The organism is Paracoccus sp. SMMA_5_TC, from assembly GCF_009696685.2.
GTDB lineage: Bacteria > Pseudomonadota > Alphaproteobacteria > Rhodobacterales > Rhodobacteraceae > Paracoccus.
Genome location: NZ_CP102355.1, coordinates 1125527 through 1146187, shown reverse-complemented (window position 1 = coordinate 1146187; position 20661 = coordinate 1125527). Strand labels below are relative to the sequence as shown.

The 20661-nt window shown below is 70.2% G+C and carries 23 protein-coding genes; 20 read left to right on the top strand and 3 right to left on the bottom strand.

The features are described from left to right. Positions 1-11: 11 nt before the first annotated feature. The 5 genes from cobN to cobJ are packed head-to-tail and all read left to right on the top strand — an operon-like array spanning position 12 to position 6432. A complete protein-coding gene (gene cobN, locus GB880_RS05715; RefSeq protein WP_263467348.1) occupies positions 12-3197 on the top strand; it encodes a cobaltochelatase subunit CobN in 3186 nt (1061 codons plus the stop codon). Continuing rightward, a complete protein-coding gene (locus GB880_RS05710; RefSeq protein WP_263467347.1) occupies positions 3194-4333 on the top strand; it encodes a precorrin-3B synthase in 1140 nt (379 codons plus the stop codon). Before cobN ends, GB880_RS05710 begins: the two co-directional genes overlap by 4 nt. Next, the gene (locus GB880_RS05705) at positions 4317-4946 is read left to right on the top strand and encodes a precorrin-8X methylmutase (RefSeq protein WP_154550764.1); all 630 of its coding nucleotides are present in this window, start codon (positions 4317-4319) and stop codon (positions 4944-4946) included. Before GB880_RS05710 ends, GB880_RS05705 begins: the two co-directional genes overlap by 17 nt. Before the next feature lie 2 nt (positions 4947-4948). Next, positions 4949-5698 (top strand): precorrin-2 C(20)-methyltransferase, encoded by a 750-nt coding sequence (gene cobI / locus GB880_RS05700; protein WP_154494566.1) that lies wholly within the window; start codon positions 4949-4951, stop codon positions 5696-5698. Beyond that, a complete protein-coding gene (gene cobJ / locus GB880_RS05695) occupies positions 5695-6432 on the top strand; it encodes a precorrin-3B C(17)-methyltransferase (RefSeq protein ID WP_154494567.1) in 738 nt (245 codons plus the stop codon). Before cobI ends, cobJ begins: the two co-directional genes overlap by 4 nt. On the opposite strand, the gene GB880_RS05690 is transcribed toward cobJ, so the two are convergent. Continuing rightward, a complete protein-coding gene (locus GB880_RS05690; RefSeq protein ID WP_154550763.1) occupies positions 6408-7145 on the bottom strand; it encodes a cobalt-precorrin-6A reductase in 738 nt (245 codons plus the stop codon). The two genes, cobJ and GB880_RS05690, sit on opposite strands and share 25 nt — an antisense overlap. Between GB880_RS05690 and cbiE the strand changes: the two genes are divergently transcribed. From cbiE to GB880_RS05645, 9 genes are all read left to right on the top strand, one after another. Next, a complete protein-coding gene (cbiE, locus tag GB880_RS05685; protein WP_263467346.1) occupies positions 7144-8310 on the top strand; it encodes a precorrin-6y C5,15-methyltransferase (decarboxylating) subunit CbiE in 1167 nt (388 codons plus the stop codon). The genes GB880_RS05690 and cbiE overlap by 2 nt on opposite strands. Next, a complete protein-coding gene (locus GB880_RS05680) occupies positions 8307-8669 on the top strand; it encodes a cobalamin biosynthesis protein (protein WP_263467345.1) in 363 nt (120 codons plus the stop codon). The genes cbiE and GB880_RS05680 overlap by 4 nt, the downstream gene beginning before the upstream one ends. Continuing rightward, positions 8666-9439, top strand: a complete 774-nt coding sequence (gene cobM, locus GB880_RS05675) for a precorrin-4 C(11)-methyltransferase (RefSeq protein ID WP_154494634.1) — start codon at positions 8666-8668, stop codon at positions 9437-9439. Before GB880_RS05680 ends, cobM begins: the two co-directional genes overlap by 4 nt. Next, entirely contained in the window at positions 9436-10728 is a 1293-nt protein-coding gene (locus GB880_RS05670; RefSeq protein WP_154550693.1) for a cobyrinate a,c-diamide synthase, read from the top strand. The genes cobM and GB880_RS05670 overlap by 4 nt, the downstream gene beginning before the upstream one ends. Continuing rightward, complete coding sequence (gene cobF / locus GB880_RS05665; protein WP_154494303.1) at positions 10725-11474, top strand: precorrin-6A synthase (deacetylating); 750 nt, start codon at positions 10725-10727, stop codon at positions 11472-11474. Before GB880_RS05670 ends, cobF begins: the two co-directional genes overlap by 4 nt. Beyond that, positions 11459-11809 carry a DUF1636 family protein gene (locus tag GB880_RS05660; RefSeq protein ID WP_154494302.1) on the top strand — a complete coding sequence of 117 codons (351 nt, stop codon included), beginning with the start codon at positions 11459-11461 and terminating at the stop codon, positions 11807-11809. The genes cobF and GB880_RS05660 overlap by 16 nt, the downstream gene beginning before the upstream one ends. A gap of 105 nt (positions 11810-11914) precedes the next feature. Then, positions 11915-12367, top strand: a complete 453-nt coding sequence (locus GB880_RS05655; protein WP_154494301.1) for a c-type cytochrome — start codon at positions 11915-11917, stop codon at positions 12365-12367. Beyond that, the gene (locus GB880_RS05650; RefSeq protein WP_154494300.1) at positions 12367-12963 is read left to right on the top strand and encodes a cytochrome b/b6 domain-containing protein; all 597 of its coding nucleotides are present in this window, start codon (positions 12367-12369) and stop codon (positions 12961-12963) included. The genes GB880_RS05655 and GB880_RS05650 overlap by 1 nt, the downstream gene beginning before the upstream one ends. A gap of 25 nt (positions 12964-12988) precedes the next feature. Further along, positions 12989-13186 carry a hypothetical protein gene (locus tag GB880_RS05645; protein WP_154494299.1) on the top strand — a complete coding sequence of 66 codons (198 nt, stop codon included), beginning with the start codon at positions 12989-12991 and terminating at the stop codon, positions 13184-13186. 28 nt (positions 13187-13214) lie between these two features. Here GB880_RS05645 and parC read toward each other — a convergent pair whose 3' ends face one another. After that, a complete protein-coding gene (parC, locus tag GB880_RS05640) occupies positions 13215-15443 on the bottom strand; it encodes a DNA topoisomerase IV subunit A (protein ID WP_154494298.1) in 2229 nt (742 codons plus the stop codon). 117 nt (positions 15444-15560) lie between these two features. On the opposite strand from parC, the gene GB880_RS05635 reads away from it, so the two are divergent. The 5 genes from GB880_RS05635 (at position 15561) to GB880_RS05615 (ending at position 18978) form a co-directional block, all read left to right on the top strand. Then, positions 15561-16376 (top strand): SDR family NAD(P)-dependent oxidoreductase, encoded by an 816-nt coding sequence (locus tag GB880_RS05635; protein WP_154494297.1) that lies wholly within the window; start codon positions 15561-15563, stop codon positions 16374-16376. A gap of 24 nt (positions 16377-16400) precedes the next feature. Continuing rightward, positions 16401-16601, top strand: coding sequence for a twin transmembrane helix small protein (locus GB880_RS05630; protein WP_154494296.1), 201 nt, complete (start codon positions 16401-16403; stop codon positions 16599-16601). Then, positions 16601-17173 carry a cob(I)yrinic acid a,c-diamide adenosyltransferase gene (locus GB880_RS05625; RefSeq protein WP_154494295.1) on the top strand — a complete coding sequence of 191 codons (573 nt, stop codon included), beginning with the start codon at positions 16601-16603 and terminating at the stop codon, positions 17171-17173. Before GB880_RS05630 ends, GB880_RS05625 begins: the two co-directional genes overlap by 1 nt. A gap of 120 nt (positions 17174-17293) precedes the next feature. Then, on the top strand, positions 17294-18052 hold the full coding sequence (locus GB880_RS05620; protein WP_154494294.1) for an electron transfer flavoprotein subunit beta/FixA family protein: 759 nt from the start codon (positions 17294-17296) through the stop codon (positions 18050-18052). Further along, positions 18052-18978: an electron transfer flavoprotein subunit alpha/FixB family protein gene (locus tag GB880_RS05615; protein ID WP_263467344.1), complete on the top strand. Its 927-nt coding sequence runs from the start codon at positions 18052-18054 to the stop codon at positions 18976-18978. Before GB880_RS05620 ends, GB880_RS05615 begins: the two co-directional genes overlap by 1 nt. Positions 18979-19108: 130 nt before the next feature. Here the strand turns inward: GB880_RS05615 and GB880_RS05610 are convergent, their stop codons facing one another. Then, on the bottom strand, positions 19109-19735 hold the full coding sequence (locus GB880_RS05610) for a CAP domain-containing protein (RefSeq protein WP_154492268.1): 627 nt from the start codon (positions 19733-19735) through the stop codon (positions 19109-19111). Between the two features lie 228 nt (positions 19736-19963). Here GB880_RS05610 and GB880_RS05605 point away from each other — a divergent pair, with 228 nt between their 5' ends. Continuing rightward, positions 19964-20623 (top strand): L,D-transpeptidase, encoded by a 660-nt coding sequence (locus GB880_RS05605; protein WP_154492266.1) that lies wholly within the window; start codon positions 19964-19966, stop codon positions 20621-20623. The last annotated feature ends 38 nt before the right edge of the window (positions 20624-20661 follow it).

Here is a 20661-nt window from a genome sequence, read left to right as displayed (position 1 = left end):
GCCGTTCCATCATGCATGTGGTGTTCCGCGACACCCAGGGTCTGGAAGAGCTGGAGGTGCCGACCGACCCCGGCCAGGATCCGGCCGATCTGGTGGTGCTGTCATTTTCCGACAGCGACCTTGGCGCCTTTGCCGCCGGCTGGCATCGCGCCGGGGGCCAGCTGCCCGCGCTGCGGCTGTGCAATCTGGCGGCGCTGCGGCACCCGGTTTCGGTGGATCAGTATTGCGACACCACGCTGGCCGGCGCGCGGGCGGTGCTGGTGCGATTGATCGGCGGCGAAAGCTATTGGCCCTATGGCGTCGCCAGTCTGCAGGATCTGGCCCGCCGTCGCGGCATCGCGCTGGCGCTGCTGCCGGGCGACGGCCGCCCCGACCCGGCGCTGGACCGGCTGTCGACGCTGCCGGTCGCGCAGCTGAGGCGGCTGACGCAGCTGTGCGATCAGGGCGGCGCCGTGGCCGCGCAGATGGCGCTGACGGAACTGGCCCGCGCCGCAGGGTTGCAGGCGCCCGAGGTGATCGGGCAGGCCGAACTGCCGTCGCATGGTTTTTACGACCCCGAACGGGGGGTGATCGCGGCGCCACTGCCGGGAGCGCGTCCGGTGCTGGTCAGCTTCTACCGCAGCTATCTGGCGGCGGCCGACATGGCGCCGGTCGATGCGCTGATCGCGGCGCTGCGGGCGGCGGGCTTTGCCGCGACCGGGGCGTTCGCGCCCTCGCTGCGCCAGCCGGGGTTGGGCCGGTGGCTGGCACCGCATTTGCCGGGTCTGGCGGCGGTGGTCAACCTGACCGCCTTTTCGGCCCGCGACGATGCCGGGGCCACCCCCTTTGACGGCGCCGATTGCCCGGTGTTCCAGATGGCGATGGCCACCGCGCCCCGCGCGCTGTGGCAGGCAGAGGAGCGCGGCCTCTCTGCCGCCGATCTGGCCATGCATGTGGTCTTGCCCGAGGTCGATGGCCGCATCTTTCTGGGCGCGATCAGCTTCAAGGCCGCGCAGGATCGCGACCCGGCGCTGCAATTCGCCCGCCAGATCCACGCCCCCGACCATGCCGCCATTACCCGCGCCGTCGGCCGCATCCGCGCCTGGCACCGGCTGGCCCGGGCGGCAACCGAAGCGGGCGAGGCACCCTTGCGGCGGGCGGTGGTGCTGTCGACCTATCCGGGGAAAAGCCATCAACTGGCCCATGCCGTCGGCCTCGATGCGCTGGCCTCGGCCGGGGCGATGCTGGGGATCGACCACCAGGGCCTGGGCCGACAGCTGGAAAGCGCGCGGCTGCACTGGCCGCTGGCCGATTACCTCGCGGCGCTGGAGGATCTGCCGGCGGCGCTGCGGGCGCAGCTGTTCGCGGCCTGGGGCGAGCCCGACCCGGCGGGCTTCGGCTTTGCAGCAATCGCCTGTGGCGACGCCCTGGTGGCGCTGCAACCCGAACGCGGGCAGGCCGACCGCCGGGCCCAGGATTATCACGACCTGACGCGGGTGCCGTGCCACGGTTATGTGGCCTTTTACCTGTGGCTGCGCCGGCAGGCCGATGTCATCGTGCATATGGGCGCGCATGGCACGCTGGAATGGCTGCCGGGCAAGTCGGTGGCACTGTCGGAGCAGTGCTGGCCACAGGCGCTGCTGGGCGATCTGCCGATGGTCTATCCCTTCATCGTCAACGACCCCGGCGAGGCCGCCCAGGCCAAGCGCCGGCTGTCGGCGGTGACACTGGGCCATCTGCCGCCGCCGCTGCGGACCAGCGCGCTGCCCGCCAACCTGGCGCATCTGGAACGGCTGCTAGACGAATATTCGACCGCCGACGGGCTGGACCCGCGGCGGCGCGACCGGCTGGTGCTGGCCATCCGCGACGAGGCCCGCGCCGCCGGGGTCGAGGCCGATCTGGGCCTGCCCGCCGATGCCGCCCCGGCCGAGGCGATCCCGCGGATCGATCGCTTCCTGTGCGATCTCAAGGACAGCCGCTTCGGCGACGGGCTGCATGTCTATGGCACGGCCCCGGGCGAGGCCGAGGGGCTGGATCGGGCGCTGACCGGGCGGCGGGTGGCGCCCGGGCCCTCGGGCTCGCCGGCGCGGGGGCGGCTCGATGTCCTGCCCACGGGGCGCAACCTTTATACCGTCGATCCGCGCGCCGTGCCCACCCGCAACGCCCATGCCCAGGGCATCCGCCTGGCCGAGGAACTTCTGCGCCGGCATCTGCAGGACCACGGCGACTGGCCGCGCGGCCTTGTCGTCGATCTGTGGGGCAGCGCCACCATGCGCACCGCGGCCGAGGATTTCGCGATGGCGCTGCACCTCGCCGGGATGGCGCCGCGCTGGGATGAGGCGACCGGGCGCGTGACCGGGGTGGAAATCCTGCCGCTGGCGGAACTGGGCCGGCCGCGCATCGACGTCACGCTGCGGGTCTCGGGGCTGTTTAGGGATGTGTTCCCCGGCCTTGCGCAGCTGTTTGAAATGGGCGCAGCGATGCTGGCCCGGCGCGCGGAAACCCCGGCCGACAACCCCTATCTGACGCTGGCGCCGCGGGTCTTTGGCCCGGCGCCGGGCCGCTTCGGCCTGGCGATGGCCGATCCCTGTGCCGAGCTGACGGCCGAGGCGCGGCTAGCCGCGGGCGAGGCTTGGCTGGCGGCATCGGCCCATGCCATCGGCGCAGACGGCGTCATCCGCCATCGTCCGCAGGCGCTGCAAGCCAGGCTGGCGGCGGCGGATGCCTTTGTCCACGCCCAGGACCTGCCGGAAAGCGATCTGCTGCTGGCCGCCGATTATGCCGGGCACGAGGCCGGATTCGCCGCCGCCATGGCCCGGATCGGTGCCCCCGTCCCGGCGCTGTATCATCTGGACGCCACCCGCCCCGAGGCCCCGCGTGCCCGCAGCCTGACCGAGGAAATCGCCCGCGTCCTGCGCGCCCGCGCCGCCAACCCGGCCTGGGCCGACGGCATGATGCGCCATGGCTATCGCGGCGCGGCGGAAATCGCGGCGACGCTTGAGCATCTGGCGGCCTTTGCACAACTGGCCGGGGTGGTGCCGGGACATCTGTTCGATCTTTACCACGACGCCACCCTGGGCCGGCCCGATCTGGTCGATTTCATGGCCCGGGAAAACCCCGCCGCGCTGGCGGCGATGCGGAACCTCTTCGCGCGGCTGCTGGACAGCGGCCTGTGGGTGTCGCGGCGAAACTCGATCCTGGCCGAGGTGGGCGCATGAGCTTCGAGATCAAGGGCTGGTGTCCCGGCGCGCTGCGGCCGATGCAATCGGGCGACGGGCTGATCCTGCGCATCCGGCCGCCGAACGGCCGGCTGCTGCCGGCGCAGGTCCGGGCCATTGCCGAGGTTTCGGCGCGGCTGGGCAATGGGCTGATCGACCTGACCCAGCGGGCGCATCTGCAGCTGCGCGGCCTGGACGCCCAAGGCCATGCCCTGGCCATCGCCACCCTGGGCGGGCTGGGACTGCTGGACGACAGCCCCGCCGCCGAGGCGCGGCGCAATGTGCTGCTGAACCCTTTCGCCGCCCCGGGTGGTCCGGCCTGGCGGCTGGCGGCGGAGCTGTCGCGGCGGCTGGCCGCCGGCGACGCCCCCGATCTGCCGGGGAAATTCGGCTTTGCCGTCGATCTGGCACCACCGCTGCTGGCCGAGGCGCCGGCCGACATCCGGCTGATCCCCCGGGACCTGGGCTGGACCGTTCACCCCGACGGCGCCGACTGGCATCTGGCCGGCGCCGACCCGGTGGCCGAGGCGCTGGCACTGGCGCGCTGGTTCATCACCCGCAACGGGACGCGTCGGGGCAGGATGCGCGATCTGGCCGCGCGCGCCCCCCGCCCGCCCGGTGCGCGGCCCGGCCCTCCGCCGCAGGCCGGACCCAGACCCCAGCCCGGGGCGCTGCCGCAGGGCCGGTTGCTGGGCTTTGCCTTCGGTCAGATCACCGCCGCACAGCTGGCGGCGATCGCCGCGCCGCTGCGCCTGACCCCGTGGCGGATGCTGCTGATCGAGGGCGGTGCCGAGGCGGGGGCCCGGATATTGGGGGCCATCGAGGCCCCCGGCGATCCGCTGCTGCGCAGCCATGCCTGCACCGGTGCGCCCGGCTGCCCGCAGGCCAGGGGCACCACCCGCGACCTTGCGCGGGCGCTGGCGCCACTGGCACCTGGCAGCCTGCATGTCAGCGGTTGCGCCAAGGGTTGCGCCCAGCCCGCCGCCTGCGACCTGACGCTGGTGGCGACCGCGCCCGGCCGCTATGACCTGATCCGCCGCGGCCGCGCCGGCGATCCACCTTGCCGCCGGGATCTGGACCCGGCCGCCCTGACCAATCTGATCCGACAGCAGAGCGCAGATGATGCATCACTATGAAACCGACGGCGCGGCGATCTATGCGCAATCCTTTGCCATCATCCGGGCCGAGGCCGCGCTGGCCGGCTTTGACGCGGATGAGGAACCGGTGGCGGTGCGGATGATCCACGCCGCCGGCCTGGTGGGGCTGGAACGCGACATCCGCTTTTCCCCCGGCATGGCGGCGACGGCGCGCGCGGCGCTGCAGGGTGGCGCGCCGATCCTGTGCGACGCGCGCATGGTCAGCGAGGGCATCACCCGCGCCCGGCTGCCGGCCGACAACCCTGTGATCTGCACCCTGCACGATCCGCGCGTCCCAGATCTGGCGGCGCGCATGGGCAACACCCGCAGCGCCGCCGCGCTGGAACTGTGGCGGCCGCATCTGCAAGGGGCGGTGGTCGCCATCGGCAATGCGCCGACGGCGCTGTTTCACCTGCTGAACATGCTGCGCGACCCCGGCTGCCCGCGCCCCGCCGCCATCATCGGCTGCCCGGTCGGCTTTGTCGGCGCAGCCGAATCGAAACAGGCGCTGATGGACGACCTGCCCGCGCCCGCGCTGATCGTGCGGGGACGGCTGGGCGGATCGGCCGTCACCGTCGCCGCCGTCAACGCCCTGGCCAGCCGCAAGGAGTAAGCATGCCCCAGCCCCCCGGCACGATCATCTGCGCGGGTCTTGGCCCCGGCGATCCGGACCTGATCTCGGTCCGGGCCGATCGCGCCATTCGCGCCGCCCGCCAGATCGCCTATTTCCGCAAGCGCGGCCGCCCCGGCCAGGCCCGGCGCATCGTCGCGCCACTGCTGGCGCCGGATGTGATCGAACATGCGATGGAATACCCCGTCACGGTGGAAATCCCCTTTGCCAGCCCCGAATACAACCGCCTGCTGTCGGCTTTTTACGACGACTGGAGCGCGCGTCTGATCGACCTGGCCCAAGCCGGCGACATCGTGGTGCTGTGCGAGGGCGACCCGCTGTTCTATGGCTCGTTCATGCATCTGCACAGCCGGCTGCAGGGCCGCGCCCGGGTCGAGGTGATCCCCGGCATCCCCGGCATGACCGGCTGCTGGAACGCGCTGGGCCAGCCGATGACCTGGGGCGACGATGCCATGACCGTGCTGATGGGCACCCTGCCCGAGGCCGACCTGACCCGCCATATCGCCGCCGCCGATGCGGTGGTGGTGATGAAGACCGGCCGCAACCTGCCCAAGATCGCCCGCGCGCTGGCCGCCGCCGGCCGGCTGGGCGACGCCTGGCTGGTCGAGCGTGGCACCATGCCGAACCAGCGCCTGCTGCGGCTGTCGCAGGCCGATCTGCATTCCTGCCCCTATTTCGCCACGGTGCTGGTCCATGGCCACGGCCGCCGCCCCCTGAGCGAGGCCGCGCAATGAGCGGCTGGGTCGCCGTCGCCGGCCTGGGGCCCGGCGCGGCCGATCTGATTACCCCCGAGGTGCAGCGCACCCTGCAAGAGGCCACCGATGTGGTCGGATATTTCCCCTATGTCGCGCGCATCGCGCCGCGGCCGGGACTGATGCTGCACGGCTCGGACAACCGGGTCGAGCTGGCCCGCGCCGCCCAGGCGCTGGATATGGCCCGGGCGGGACGGCGGGTGGTGGTGGTATCCTCGGGCGATCCGGGGGTGTTCGCCATGGCCGCCGCCCTGTTCGAGGCGCTGGAGGCCGGCCCCACCCCATCTGTCGCGCCCGATATCCGCATCCTGCCCGGCATCACCGCCATGCTGGCGGCGGCCGCGCGGCTGGGCGCGCCGCTGGGCCATGACTTCTGCGCCATCAACCTGTCGGACAATCTGAAGCCATGGGCGCTGATCGAACGGCGGCTGCGGCTGGCGGCCAGCGCCGATTTCGCCATGGCGCTTTACAATCCGCGATCGCGCGCGCGGCCGGAGGGCTTTGCCAGCGCGCTGGAGATCCTGCGCGAAAGCTGCGGCCCCGGTCGGTTGATCAGCTTTGCCCGCGCCGTTTCCACCCCCGATGAAACCATCCTCACCACCACCCTGGCCGAGGCCCGGCCCGAAATGGCCGACATGCGCACGCTGGTCATCGTCGGCAACAGCGCCACCCGCCGCGTCGGCAACTGGGTCTACAGCCCGCGGTCGGCGACATGAATCCAGTCCAGCACCTCATCGACCGATCCGGCCAGCCGGCGCGGCGGCAATGCCGGGCGGGCGATCATCACCACCGGCAGACCCAGTTCGCGCGCGGCGATCAGCTTGGCCTCGGCCGCGCGGCCGCCGGCATTCTTGGCCACCAGATGGGCGATGCCATGGCGGCGCAGCAGTTCGCGGTCGCCCGCCACGGTATAGGGGCCGCGCGACACGATCAGCGTGGCGTCGCGCAGGGGATGGGCGGCCACCTCGGCAAAGCGCAGCGTCCAGCGGTGATGCAGCCCGACAAAGGGCGCCAGATTCTGTCGGCCGATGGCCAGAAACACCGCCGAGCCATCGCCCGGCAGCGCCCGGGCGGCGGCGGCGAAATCGGGCACCCCATGCCAGCGGTCGCCCGGCTGCGGCTGCCAGGCGGGCCGTTCCAGCGCGATCAGCGCCGTGCCGGTGGCCGCGCAGGCCGCCACGGCGTTGCGGCTGATTTCAGCGGCAAAGGGATGGGTGGCATCGACGACATGGCTGATCTGCTGTTCGCGCAGAAAGCCGGCCAGCCCCTCGACCCCGCCAAAGCCGCCGACCCGCGTGGGCAAGGGCTGCGCCAGCGGCTGGGCGGTGCGCCCGGCATAGGAATAGATCGCCGCGATCCCCGCCGCCGCCAGCGCGCGCGCCAGGGCCGCCGCCTCGGTCGTGCCGCCCAGCAAGAGGATGCGCGTCATGTCTGAACCCTGGCTATCGATCATCGGTCTGGGCGAGGATGGACTGGCCGGCCTGCCGCCTGCAAGCCGTCAGGCCCTGGCCGGGGCCGAAATCGTCTTTGGCGCCCCCCGTCACCTGGCGCTGGCCGGCTGCGACGGGCGGCCTTGGCCCGTGCCCTTCGACATCGCGCCGCTGCTGGCGCTGCGCGGTCGGCCGGTGGCGGCACTGGTGTCGGGCGATCCGTTCTGGCACGGCGCCGGCAGCCTGCTGGCGCAGGCGCTGCCGGCGGCGGAATGGCGCGCCTTTCCGGTGCCGGGGACATTTTCGCTGGCGGCGGCGCGGCTGGGCTGGGCGCTGGACCAGACCGTCTGCCTGGGGCTGCACGCGGCCCCCTTTGCGCGGCTGTTGCCGATAATGACGCGGGGGGCGCGCGCGATCTGCCTGCTGCGCGACGGCGACAGCCCGCGGGCGCTGGCGGAATGGCTGGTGGCGCAGGGGCTGGGTGCCACGTCGATGGTGGTTCTGGAATCGCTGGGCGGCCCGCGCGAGCGGCTGCGGCGCACCCGGGCCTCGGGCTTTGACCTGACCGATTGCGCCGCGCCGGTGGCGGTGGCGCTGGACGGTCGCCACCTGCCTGCGGGCAGCGGCCTGCCGCGCGGCTTCGGCCTGCCGGATGCCCATTTCGCCCATGACGGCCAGATCACCCGGCGCGCGATCCGGGCGGTGACGCTGGCCGCGCTGGCGCCGCGGACCGGCGAGATGCTGTGGGACATCGGCGGCGGCTCGGGCTCGGTCAGCGTGGAATGGTGCCTGAACGGCGGCTGGGCGGTCACGGTCGAGCCACGGGCCGACCGGCTCGACCATATCCGCGCCAATATCGACGCCTTCGGGCTGTCGGGGCAAATGCAGCCGGTAGAGGGCCGCGCGCCGCAGGTGCTGGCCGGCCTGCCGCCCCCGGACGCGATCTTTGTCGGCGGCGGCGCCGATGCGGCGCTGATCGCGGCCCTGCCGCCGGCGCGACTGGTGGTGAATGCCGTGACCCTGGAAACCGAGGCCCTGCTGCTGGAGCTGCACTCGCGGCGCGGGGGCCGGCTGCTGCGCCTGGCGGTGGAAGAGGCCGGCCCCCTGGGCGGGCTGCGCGGCTGGACCCCGGCCCGCGCCATCACCCAATGGAGCTGGCCGTGAAGGTGGCGGGCCTGGGTTTTCGCGCCGCCGCCGCCCCCGCCGCACTGGCCGCGGCGCTGGATCGCGCCTGCGCCCTTGCCGGCCCGCCGCAGGCCCTGGCGGCACCGCCCGACAAGGCGGCGGCGCCGGCGCTGCGCGAACTGGCCCGAGAGCGTGGATTGCCGATCCTGGCGGTCGCCGTCGCGGGCATCGCCACCCCCACGCAATCGCCGCGGGTTCAGGCCAGCCACGCCACCGGCTCGGTCGCCGAGGCCGCGGCGCTGGCAGCGCTGGCCCCGGGCGCGCGGCTGCTGACCACCCGCATCCTGTCACCAGACCGCATGGCCTGCTGCGCCATCGCCGAAGGAGAGCCGTCATGACCGTCCATTTCATCGGCGCCGGGCCGGGCGCTGCCGATCTGATCACCCTGCGCGGGCGCGACCTGATCGCGGCCTGTCCGGTCTGTCTTTACGCCGGCAGCCTGGTGCCGCAGGCGCTGCTGGCGCATTGCCCGCCGGGGGCGCGCATCGTCAACACCGCGCCGCTGGATCTCGACCAGATCATCGCCGAAATCGCCCGCGCCCATGCCCAGGGACAGGATGTCGCGCGGCTGCATTCGGGCGACCTGTCGGTGTGGTCGGCGATGGGCGAACAGCTGCGGCGGCTGCGGGCGTTGGGCATCCCCTATGACGTGACGCCGGGCGTGCCGTCCTTTGCCGCCGCCGCCGCCGCACTGGGGGCCGAACTGACGCTGCCCGGGGTGGCGCAATCGGTGGTGCTGACGCGCACCTCGGGGCGGGCCTCGGCGATGCCGGCGGGGGAAACGCTGGCCGCCTTTGCCGCCACCGGCGCCACGCTGGCCATCCATCTGTCGGTGCATGTGCTGGACCGCGTCCGTCAGGAACTGACCCCGCATTACGGGCCCGATTGCCCGGTGGCGGTGGTGTTCCGCGCCAGCTGGCCCGACCAGGTCATCCACCGGGCCACGCTGGCCAGCCTGGACCCCGCGATCGGCCTGCGCGAGCGCACGGCGCTGATCCTGGTGGGCCCGGCCCTTGCGGCCGAGGATTTCGCCGAAAGCCGCCTTTATGCCAGCGATTACGACCGCCGCTTTCGCCCGGTGGGGGCGGCACCGCGGTTCGCCGAATGAAGGGGCTGGTGATCAGCGCCCCGGCATCGGGCAGCGGCAAGACCACGGTGACGCTGGGGCTGATCGCGGCGCTGCGGGCGCGCGGCGTTGTGGTGCAACCGTTCAAAAGCGGGCCGGACTATATCGACCCGGCCTTTCACCAGGCGGCGGCGGGGCGGGCGTCATATAACCTCGACAGCTGGGCGATGGGGCCCGGGCAGATCGCGCATCTGGTGACAGCCGCGGCAGGCGGGGCCGATCTGGCGCTGGCCGAAGGCTCGATGGGCCTTTTCGACGGGGTGGCCAGCCGCGGCGGGCTGGGCAATGGCGCCAGCGCCGACATCGCCGCCCTGACCGGCTGGCCGGTGCTGCTGGTGCTGGATTGCCAGGGACAGGCGCAATCGGCCGCCGCCGTGGCGCTGGGCTTTCGCCAGATGCGCGCCGATGTCCGCCTGGCCGGGGTGGTGCTGAATCGCGTCGCCTCGGACCGGCACCAGGCGCTGCTGCGGCAGGCCTTCGCGCAGCTGGACATCGCCGTGCTGGGCGTGCTGCCGCGCAGCGCCGGGATCGAGCTGCCCGAACGCCATCTGGGGCTGGTGCAGGCCCGGGAACATGCGGCGCTGGATGCATTGCTGGCCCGTGCGGGCCAGGCCGCCGCCCTGCATCTGGACCTCGACGCCATCTTGGCCGCCGCGGCCGGCGGGCTGGCACCCGCGCCCTTCCGGCCGCTGCCGCCCCCGGCCGAGCGCATCGCCATGGCGATGGACGAGGCGTTTTCCTTTGTCTATCCGCATCTGATCGCCGGCTGGCGCGCCGCGGGCGCCACCATCCTGCCGTTCTCGCCGCTGGCCGATCAGGCCCCCGACGACAGTGCCGGGGCCTGCTGGCTGCCGGGCGGCTATCCCGAGCTGCACGCCGGCCGGCTGGGCGCGGCGCAGAATTTTCGTGACGGCCTGCGCCGTTTTGCCCGCACGCGCCCGGTGCATGGCGAATGCGGCGGCTATATGGTCATGGGCGCGGGCCTGGTCGATGCCCAGGGGCAGCGGCACCAGATGGCCGGGCTGCTGGGGCTGGAAACCAGCTATCAGCAGCGGCGGATGCACCTGGGCTATCGCCGGGCGGAACCGCTGGCCGGCCCCTATCGGCAGCCGCTGTCCGGGCACGAATTCCACTATGCCACCATCCTGACCCAGCCCGACGCGCCGCTGGCGCGGGTCTGCGATGCCAATGGCGCGACGGTGGCCGAAACCGGCTCGGTGCGCGGCCTGGCCAGCGGCAGCTTCTTTCACCTGATCGGGGCGGCGCCATGATCGAACTGACGCTGATCGGCATCGGCTGCGGCAGCCCTGGCCACCTGACCCGCGCGGCCGAGGCCGCAATGGCCGATGCCGACCTGATCCTGATCCCCGACAAGGGCGCGGAGAAGGCCGAGCTGGCCGATCTGCGCCGCGCCCTGGTCGCCCGCCTGCTGCACCGCGCCCCGGCGATCGCCGATTTTGCCATGCCACAGCGCGACAGCGCCCAGGGCTATCGTCAGGGGGTCGAACGCTGGCACGACGCCATCGCCGCGTGCTGGGAGGCCGAGATCCGCCGTCACCGCGCCCTGCGCCCGGCGCTGCTGGTCTGGGGCGATCCGTCGCTTTACGACAGCACCCTGCGCATCGCCGAACGGGTGGCTCGCCGGCTGCCGCTGCGCCTGCGGGTCATTCCCGGCATCACCGCCATCCAGGCGCTGTGCGCGGCCCATTGCATCCCGCTGAACAGGCTGGCGGCGCCGGTGACGGTCACCACCGGCCGACAGCTGCGCGAGAAGGGCTGGCCGCCGGCGGTGGACCGGCTGGTGGTGATGCTGGATGGCGAAGGTTCCTTTCGCCACCTGGACCCGGCGGGGGTGCATGTCTGGTGGGGGGCCTATCTGGGTATGGCGCAGGAAATCCGCCTGTCGGGACCGCTGGCCGAGGTCGGGCCGGCGATCCTTGACCGTCGCGCCCGGGCGCGCGCAGAACACGGCTGGATCATGGACATCTATCTGCTGGACCGATGCCCGCCGTCCTGACCCTGCCCGCAGGCGCCGGCGCCGACAAGCTGGCGGAGCTGCTGGCGGCGCGGCTGCCGGCAGAGGTCGCGCTGCGCCGCGCAGCCCTGCGCGCGCCCGCATCTCGGCCGCTGCTGATGACAATGCAGGCGCCGGGGCGAGCCAGCTATGTTTTCCACGGCCTGCGCGCAGCGGATCTGGACGATATCCTGGCGACACTGGCGCTGTGGCGCGCAGCCCCCGGGGGCTGGATCAGCGACGCCCGGCCCTGCGGCCGGCTGCGCCATTGCCTGTGGCTGCGCCTGCCGGCCACTGATCCGGGCGAAACCCCGCCGATGCCCACGAAAAATTCATGAACTTGCCGCTGTCAGCCACGTTGGCAGGGGCGCGGAACTGTGCAAACCTGACCGCGCGCACAGTCCTTGGACTGCAGCCTGACGCCACATGAAAGGATATTCTGCATGCGCCTGCTATTGACTGCGACCCTTGCCCTGCTGCCGATGACCGCCCTTGCCGCGGACGATCCGGTCAAGCAGGCGATCGAGGCCCGCCACGGCTTTTTCCAGATGCTGAACATCAACATGACGACGCTGGCCGGCATGGCCAAGGGCGATGTCGCCTATGACGAGGCCAAGGCCAGCCAGGCCGCCGCCAATATCGAGGCTCTGACCAAATACGACCTGCCCGGCCTGTTCGTGGAAGGCAGCGATTCCGGCGCGGTCAAGAACAGCCAGGCCAAGCCCGACATCTGGACCAACATGGATGACTTCAAGGCAAAGTTCGCAGGGCTGGCCGAAGCGGCCGCCGGCGCGTCCGAGGCCGTCAAGGGCGGGCAGGAAAACGTGGGGCCGGTCGTCGGCAAGCTGGGCGGCGCCTGCAAGGCCTGCCACGATTCCTTCCGCGAAAAGAGCTGATGGCAGGGCGCGGAAATCTGCGCGAAGTCCGGCTGTGGGATCCGCTGTTGCGCGGGTTCCACTGGCTTCTGGCCTTGTTCGTCATCTTGGCCTGGGGCCTGGGCAAGTTCGGGCCCGACCGGATGACGCTGCATTTCTGGTGCGGCTATGTAGTCGCGGGGCTGTTGCTGTTCCGGCTGATCTGGGGCTTTGTCGGTCCACGGCCGGCGCGGTTCTCGCATTTCCTGCGCGGACCTTCGGCGCTGCGCGCCTATCTGCGCGGCTTCTTCCTGCGTGAACCAAGTTACTGGCCCGGACATAATCCGGTCGGCGCGCTGTCGGTCATCGCCCTGCTTGCGGCCCTGGCGGCGCAGGTCAGCACCGGGCTGATCGCCGACCCCGACGATTTCATCAACGTCGGCCCGCTGGCGCATTACGTCAGCAGCGCCACGCGCAGCAAGGCCGTCGGCTGGCACGAGCTGGGGGCGAATATCATCCTGCTGCTGGTGCTGCTGCATCTGGCAGCGATTCTGTATTACCGCTTCTGGAAGGGCGAGGATCTGATCCGGCCGATGCTGCACGGTCGCAAGGTCGTGCGCGACGATCCCGAGATGTGATTTGCATGGCAGCGCTGCAGCTGCCATGCTGAACCCGGATCCCATCCTGCAAGGAGACCACGCCATGATCGCCCATGTCGTCGCGCTGGCCACTGTTCTGACCCTGGGGGCCCTGCCTGCCATGGCCGAATGCAGCGGCCATCAGATGAAACCTGACCAGACCGCCGCCACCACCTCGAAACCGGCGCCGCAGCCGGTGGTGCTGCCGGCCACCAACAGCTAGGCCTGCGGGCCGCACCGCCCGCCGGCGCTCAGGTGAACCTGTTGTCGCGTGGAAAGCCGCGCGGCGCCATATAGCCTGTGCCCGCGCGCTTGCCCAGCCAGGCCGACAGGTCGGGTTCTGTCCGGGTGCGGCCGCCGCTTTCCTGCCAGCGCAGCCCCTCGGCCAAGGTGATGCAGATGGCGTCGGACAGGCCGCCGTCCTTGTATTTCTGCAACCTGACCCCCTTGCCGCGCGCCATTTCCGGCAGTTCCGACAGCGGAAATACCAGCAGCTTGCGATTCTGACCGACCACGGCCAGGTGATCGCCGCTGACCGGACGGCACAGCAACGCCTCGCCGTTCAGCACCTGCTTGCCGGCGCGGGTCTGGGCCAGAATGTCGGCCGCCGCCACCACGAAGCCATCGCCCGCGGTCGAGGCGACCAGGTAGCGCCCGCCCTCGCGCCAGGGGAACATATCGATCACGGCCGCATCATTGGGCAGGTCGATCATCAGCCGCAGCGGCTCGCCCATGCCGCGACCGCCAGGCAGATTTGCGGCCGGCAAGGTATAGAAGCGGCCATTGGCGGCAAAGACCATCAGCTTGTCGGTGGTTTCGGCGTGCAGTGCCAGGAAGGGCCCGTCGCCATCCTTGAACTTGACCTCGGCATCCAGCGGCTGGTGCCCCTTCAACGCCCGGATCCAGCCCATTTTCGACAGGATGACGGTGATCGGTTCGCGTTCGATCATCGCTTCCATGTCGATGGGTGCCAGTTCGCCCGCCTCGCCGATTTCGGTGCGGCGCTGACCACCCGGCGCGGATTTGCCGAACCTGGCGCGCGTTTCGCGCAGTTCGTCGGCGATGCGGCCCCATTGCTCGGCCGGATCGGCCAGCATGGCCAGCAGCGCCTCGCGTTCCTTGCTCAGGTTTTCGTGTTCGCGCCGCAGCTCGATTTCCTCGAGCTTGCGCAGCGCGCGCAGGCGCATGTTCAGGATCGCCTCGACCTGAACCTCGGACAGGCCGAATTCGGCGATCATCACCGCCTTGGGGTCGTCCTCGTGGCGGATGATCTCGATGACCCTATCGAGGTTCAGAAAGGCGATCATGTAGCCTTCCAGAACCTCGAGCCGGGCCGCGATCCTGTCCAGCCGATGACGCGAACGGCGCAACAGCACCTCGCGCCGGTGGTCCAGAAAGGCGCGCAGCACCTCTTTCAGCGAACAGACCTTCGGCACTCGGCCGTCGATCAGCACGTTCATGTTCAGGCCAAAGCGCACCTCGAGATCGCTGACGCGAAACAGCGCGGCCATCAGCTGGTCGGGATCGACGCTGCGGGCGCGCGGTTCCAGCACGATGCGCACGTCCTCGGCCGATTCGTCGCGCACATCGGCCAGGATCGGCACCTTCTTTTGCTGGATCACCTCGGCCAGGCGCTCGATCAGCTTGGATTTCTGCACCTGATAGGGGATTTCGGTGACGACCACCTGCCAGCTGCCGCGGCCCAGGTCCTCGACCGCCCAACGCGCGCGCAACCGCAGGCTGCCCCGGCCGGTGCGATAGGCCTCGGCGATGGTTTCGCGGCTTTCGACCAGCACGCCGCCCGTGGGGAAATCCGGGCCCGGGATGATCGACACCAGCGTGTCGTCGCGGGCATCGGGCGCCTTGATCAGATGCAGGCAAGCGTCGATGACCTCGTGCAGGTTATGGGGCGGTATGTTGGTCGCCATGCCGACGGCAATGCCGCTGGCGCCGTTGCACAGCAGGTTCGGAAAGGCCGCCGGCAGCACCACGGGTTCGCTCAGCGTGCCATCGTAATTGGGGCGGAAATCGACCGCATCCTCGGCCAGCCCCTCCATCAGCGCCTCGGCGGCGGCGGTCAGCCGCGCCTCGGTGTAGCGGCTGGCGGCGGGGTTGTCGCCGTCGATATTGCCGAAGTTGCCCTGGCCATCGACCAGCGGGTAGCGCATGGCAAAGGGTTGGGCCAGCCGCGCCATCGCGTCATAGATCGCCGCATCGCCATGGGGGTGGTAATTGCCCATGACATCGCCGCTGATCTTGGCCGATTTGCGGAATGCCCCGGTCGAGGCCAGGCGCAGTTCCCGCATCGCATAAAGGATGCGGCGATGCACCGGCTTCAGCCCGTCGCGGGCGTCGGGCAGCGCCCGGTGCATGATCGTGGACAGCGCATAGGTCAGGTAACGCTCGCCGATGGCGCGCGACAGCGGTTCGGAATGGGTCTGATCCGGGGTCGGATCGGGAAGGTTCGGATCGTCGGACATGGGCGATTGCATAGGCCGGCGGGCGGCGCCGGTCCAGACGGAAATGCGCGGCTTGCGCCGGGGGCAGGCATGGCGCAGAACCCGGCGGCAGGGACAGGAAAGGACCGGGGGCCACGCATGAAGACCGTTCTGATCACCGGCTGTTCGTCGGGCATCGGCCTTGATGCCGCCCATTACCTGCGCGACCGCGGCTGGCGGGTGATCGCCACCTGCCGGGCCGAGGCCGACCTGGCCGCCCGCCGCGCCGAGGGGTTCGAGACGCTGCATCTGGAACTGGCCGATGACGACAGCGTGGCGCGCTGTGCCCGGGCGGCGCTGGATCTGGGGGTCACCGCGCTGGTCAACAATGCCGCCTTTGCCATTCCCGGCGCGGCCGAGGATTTGCCGCGCGGCGCCCTGCGCGCCATCTTCGAGGCCAACCTGTTCGGCACCCATGACCTGACCGTGCGACTGCTGCCGCGCTTTCGCCAGCAGGGCGGGCGGGTGGTCAACATCTCTTCTGTGCTGGGGCTGGTTGGCATCCGCTGGCGCGGCGCCTATGTGGCCAGCAAGTTCGCGCTTGAGGGCCTTAGCGACGTGCTGCGCATCGAGATGGCCGATACCGGGGTCAAGGTGGTGCTGATCGAACCCGGCCCCATCGGCACCCGCATCCGTCAGAATTCGATCCCCCATTTCGAACGCTGGATCGACTGGCAGGCCAGCCCGCGCGCCCAGGAATACCGCGACAGCCTGCTGAAGCGCCTGTATCAGCCGCAGCCGCGCAAGGACCGGTTCGAACTGCCGCCGCGCGCCGTCAGCCAGCGCATTGCCCAGGCGCTGGAAAGCACCAATCCGCGGCCGCGCTATTATGTGACCACGCCCACGCATATCGCCGGTCTGGGCCGGCGGCTGCTGCCCACGCGCGCACTGGACTGGGTCGCGCGCCGGCGTTAGGGTGCGGGGCAAAAGGGGCCGGCCATGCGCAATGAACCGCTGTTCTACCTGTTGGTGATCTGCTGCCTTGCGGTGGTGGCGATCCTGGCCACCGGCATCGGCGGTTTCGCCCGCGGCGGCGAGTTCAACCGCAAGCACGGCAACCGCATGATGCGCTGGCGCATCATCGCCCAGGCGATCGCGATTGCCGTGTTCATGCTGTATCTGTGGATGCGGAGCCGCTGATGGTTGTGCTGAACCGCATCTATACCCGCACCGGCGACCAGGGCGATACCGCGCTGTCGAACGGCGACCGCGTGCGCAAGGACGATCCGCGGGTCGAGGCCTATGGCGCCGTGGACGAATTGAACGCCACGTTGGGCCTGGCGCGGCTGCAGGCCGAGGGCGATCTGGCCCGCCAGATCGCGGTGATCCAGAACGACCTGTTCGACCTGGGCGCCGACCTGTCGCGGCCGCGCATGGATCAGGACGACCAGGCCCCATATCCGGTGCTGCGCATCGTCGATTCGCAGGTCGCGCGGCTGGAACGCGAAATCGACGCGATGAATGCGGGGCTGCAACCCCTGCGCAGCTTTATCCTGCCCGGCGGCACGCCGCTGGCGGCGGCGCTGCATCTGTCGCGCACGGTGGCGCGACGCGCCGAACGCGCCGCTGTCGCCCTCAGCGCCGATCAGGACGCCAATCCGGCGGCCATCCGCTATCTGAACCGGCTGTCGGACTGGCTGTTCGTGGCCGGCCGCGTCGCCAACGATCAGGGCAGGGCCGACATCCTGTGGGTTCCGGGTGACGGCCGTTAGCGACAACAGCGCAGGATCGTTGCGTAACGCCGCCTGCACGTCGTTTTTTCTCTGTTCGGGCGGGCGAGCTGTCGCTAACACACGTTCCGAACGGGAGACGCAACCAAGGGGGAGAAGCCGATGAAGGTTCTCGTGCCAGTCAAGCGCGTGATCGACTACAACGTGAAGGCCCGGGTCAAGGGTGACGGATCTGGTGTCGATCTTGCGAACGTCAAGATGTCGATGAACCCATTCGACGAGATTGCGGTCGAGGAAGCGATCCGTCTGAAGGAGGCGGGCAAGGCCGATGAGGTCGTTGCGGTGTCGATCGGGGTCAAGCAGGCCTCCGAGACGCTGCGCACGGCGCTGGCGATGGGCGCGGACCGGGCGATCCTGGTGGTGGCGGCCGATGACGTGCATCAGGACATCGAGCCGCTGGCGGTGGCCAAGATCCTGGCCCGGGTGGCGCAGGACGAAGGCGCGCAGCTGATCATCGCCGGCAAGCAGGCGATCGACAACGACATGAACGCCACCGGCCAGATGCTGGCGGCGCTCCTGGGCTGGGCGCAGGCGGCCTTTGCCAGCAAGGTCGAGATCGACGGCGCCCGGGCGCGCGTCACCCGCGAGGTGGATGGCGGGCTGCAGACCATCGAGGTGGCGCTGCCGGCGGTGATCACCGCCGACCTGCGCCTGAACGAGCCGCGCTATGCCAGCCTGCCCAACATCATGAAGGCCAAGAAGAAGCCGCTCGATGAAAAGACCGCCGCCGATTACGGCGTCGATGTCAGCCCGCGGCTCGAGGTGGTCTCGGTGCGCGAGCCCGAGGGGCGCAAGGCCGGCATCAAGGTCGGCTCGGTCGACGAGCTGGTGTCGAAACTGAAGGAAGCGGGGGTGATCTGATGGCGGTGCTGATTCTGGGCGAAGTCACCAATGGCGAACTGAACCGCGACGCCACGGCCAAGGCGGTGCAGGCGGTCGCGGGCCTGGGCGAGGTGACGGTGCTGTGCGCCGGCGCCTCGGCGCGCGGCGCGGCCGAAGCGGCGGCGAAGATCGCCGGGGTCTCGAAGGTGCTGGTGGCGGAAAACCCGCTTTACGGCCACCGGCTGGCGGAACCGACGGCGGCGCTGATCGTGTCGCTGGCCGGCGATTACAGCCATATCGCGGCACCGGCGACCACGGATGCCAAGAACATCATGCCGCGGGTGGCGGCACTCCTGGACGTGATGGTGCTGTCGGACGTGTCGAAGGTGGTCGATGCCGACACCTTCGAGCGGCCGATCTATGCCGGCAACGCCATCCAGGTGGTGAAATCGCGCGATGCGAAGAAGGTGTTCACCATCCGCACCGCCAGCTTCGACGCGGCCGGCGAGGGCGGTTCGGCAACGCTGGCCGATGCGGCCCCGGCGGCCGATCCGGGCCTGTCGTCCTGGATCGCCGACGAGGTGGCGCAAAGCGACCGGCCGGAACTGACCTCGGCCCGGCGCGTGGTCTCGGGCGGGCGCGGCGTCGGCTCGAAGGAAAGCTTCGACCTGATCGAGGCCCTGGCCGACAAGCTGGGCGCCGCGGTCGGCGCCTCGCGCGCGGCGGTCGATTCGGGCTATGCCCCGAACGACTGGCAGGTCGGCCAGACCGGCAAGGTGGTGGCGCCGGAACTGTATATCGCCGTCGGCATCTCGGGCGCGATCCAGCACCTGGCCGGCATGAAGGACAGCAAGGTCATCGTCGCCATCAACAAGGACGAGGAAGCCCCAATCTTCCAGATCGCAGACTACGGACTCGTCGGGGACCTGTTCACAACCGTCCCCGAACTGACCGCAAAACTCTAAGGACCAGGGAGCGGCCCGGGTCAACCCGGCCGCAACCCCGAGACCCGAAAGAAATCACGGCCTCTGCCCGCCCGGCAGAGGCCGCTTCTGTTGGCATCACGTCATCCGTGCCGACAGCTGTGCAACAGCCTTACAGCGGCACGTCGGGCCCGGTGCCACCCACCGTCGGCCCAGCCACCGAGCCGACCGCCGCCGAGCCCGGGGCAAAGGCGGCCGTATAACCTCCGGCAGGCGCAGCCATCACCCCGGCCCCGCCGGTGATCAGCACCCACCAGATCTTGCCCGAAGGCTCCTGGAACCAGCCGATGCCGAATTCACGCGCGCGCGGGTCCATGATGACGTCGCGCGTATCGCGGGTCTGCATCCAGGCGTTCAGGGTGGTGATCTCGTTCTCGTAGGTTTCCGAGATGTTTTCGCCGATCAGCTGGCCCATGTAGCCGTTGCGCCGCACCCGGTCCAGCGGCGACGACCCGTCCGAACCGAAATGCCAGGCGCGGTTCTGCGCGGCCATGTCGCGGGCATGGGCACGCGCGGCGGCATCCAGCATCGGGTTCTGCACCATCCCGGGCGCGGCGATATTGGCGCGCAGGCTGTTGATCTGCGCCAGCACCCGACCGGGGATCTGCGCCTCGTCCCGCGGAGTGATGCGATAGGCCACCGGCAGCGGCTTGCCATCGGGGCCGAGCTGTGGTTGTGGCTGCTGGCAGGCAGCCAGCGCCAGCACCGAGACCAGCGCCAAGGTCGGAAGTTTCAGCATGTTGTCTGTCCCACGAAAATTTTGCGTCAGCCATACAAAACCCCCCTGCCCGCTTCAAACCCAAGATTGCGTGAGCGCAACAGCTGTGCAGTGTGTTGCGGCAATGACGCGCGTTTGATTTGCACCGGGCGCGATCCGGGCCTAAAGCGCAGGATCAGCACGACCTTTTTCGCACATTCGGGCAGACGAAGACCGCAGCAAGCGGTCCGCCACATATAGGAGCGACACATGATCACGCCGAAAAAGCCGGTTTCGCGCCGGAAGTTCCTGACCGCCTCGGTGGCGATGGGTGCGGCTGCCGGGCTGGCCGCGCCGGCCCTGGCGCAGGCCATCGACCCCTATACCGGACAACCCTTGCAGAACACCGGCGCCGGCGGCGCGACCCCTGATGCCGGCATGGTGCAATACGACCAGAGCCAGGATTCGCGGCGCAACATTTCCAGCTTTCGCATGCAGGATTGGCAGCCCTATTTCAGCAATCTGACGAATGGCGCGATCCTGGTCGACCTGACCTCGCGTGCGTTACATTTCTGGTCCGAGGATCAGAGCGTTTACAAGCTGTTCCCGACCTCGGTCCCGGTCAGCCCGGACCTGACCCGCACCGGCCGCACCGAAATCATCAAGAAGGTCGAAGGCCCCAGCTGGGCGCCCACCCCGGAAATGAAGAAGCGCAATCCCGAATGGCCCGACTTCGTGCCGCCGGGGCCCGACAACCCGCTGGGCACCCATGCGCTGTGGCTGAGCTGGCAGTACTACCGCATCCACGGCACCCATGACACGCGCAAGATCGGCCGGAAATCCTCGAACGGCTGCATCGGTCTTTACAATGAACACATCAAGCAGCTCTACGACCTGACCAAGATCGGCACCCAGGTTCTGCTGATCTGACCGGAAAGGGGCCCTGCGGGGCCCCTTGGCATGCATGG